1 protein-coding gene and 1 pseudogene are annotated in these 934 nt (G+C 42.4%); one reads left to right on the plus strand and one right to left on the minus strand.

Annotation, left to right across the window (positions count from 1 at the left end; genetic code table 11):
* A pseudogene (locus A3739_RS29420) lies at nt 1-270 on the plus strand (SAM-dependent methyltransferase); the annotation flags it as partial.
* A 2-nt stretch (nt 271-272) separates the two neighbouring features.
* On the opposite strand, the gene A3739_RS05445 reads toward A3739_RS29420, so the two are convergent.
* Nucleotides 273-653 carry a DUF302 domain-containing protein gene (locus tag A3739_RS05445; protein ID WP_197472078.1) on the minus strand — a complete coding sequence of 127 codons (381 nt, stop codon included), beginning with the start codon at nt 651-653 and terminating at the stop codon, nt 273-275.
* Nucleotides 654-934 lie beyond the last annotated feature (281 nt).

The following is a 934-nucleotide window of genomic DNA, read 5'->3' on the forward strand; positions in this document are numbered from 1 at the left end:
GCATATCCCGAAATCGATACCGCTTCGAATAAAATGAAGGTGTTGGAGCGAGCAGGGTATCAGCCACTTGGTTACTTCACATTGGATTTACATTGCTGGCTTGAGGGGTATTATGGTCCGATTCAAGCTTCATATAATGCTTTTCTCGAGCGTAATGCAAATTCTGAAGGGGCGAAAGAAATTATTGCTGCTGAAAGAGAGGAGGTGGCGATGTATGAGAAGTTCAAAGACTTCTATAGCTACGGAGTCTACATCGCCAAGAAACTATAATTTTAGTTCGTAGCCGCTTTTGCAAAGTTCGCGAGCGCTTTGCGTACCTTTTCTAATACGGCATCGCAACCTCTTATCTCGTGTCGCTCCTTCAAGTAAGCTGGATCGTTGTACGTGAGCATTACTTTTCCTTCTTCATCTTGTGTAATCAAAGCTTTTTGCGGTAAATCAATACCGACCATCTGCGTACATGCCATCAGTGGTGCACCCACTTTGGGGTTTCCAAAAATGATCAATGTCGTAGGGTTGATCGTTACACCTACATCTTCTGCTCCTTTAGAGTGACGGATGGTCGCAAAGACTTTCATGCCTTTCTCCTTAAGGGTTTCAAGCAACTTTTCTTGGGTTGTTGCGAAATCATTATTGCTTTCAATGTGAAGCATTCCGTTATGCGCCATGGCTGTTGAGCTGACAAATAGAAAGCAGGAAAGTATTAGCTTTAAGGATCTCATTTTTGTTCTCCAGAGGTCTTAAGTGGTGGATCTAGATTGAAGAGCGTTTTTGTGTTTTGCTAATGCTTCAGCATATGATGTGAAGCTACTCGAGACAAATTGCCGCCAGGCTTTCAGCAATATCGCTTTGAATTATTTTTTGTAGAGGTAGACAAATGAGCGTTGCTAGCGTTTCAAAAACAATAACAACCACCGCTGGATATCTTGTTTCA

The sequence above is a fragment of the Oleiphilus sp. HI0067 genome (assembly GCF_001635735.1).

Coding starts and splice junctions, on each gene's coding strand:
- A3739_RS05445 (WP_197472078.1), bottom strand. CDS start 653: ATGCTTCACATTGAAAGCAATAATGATTTCGCAACAACCCAAGAAAAG.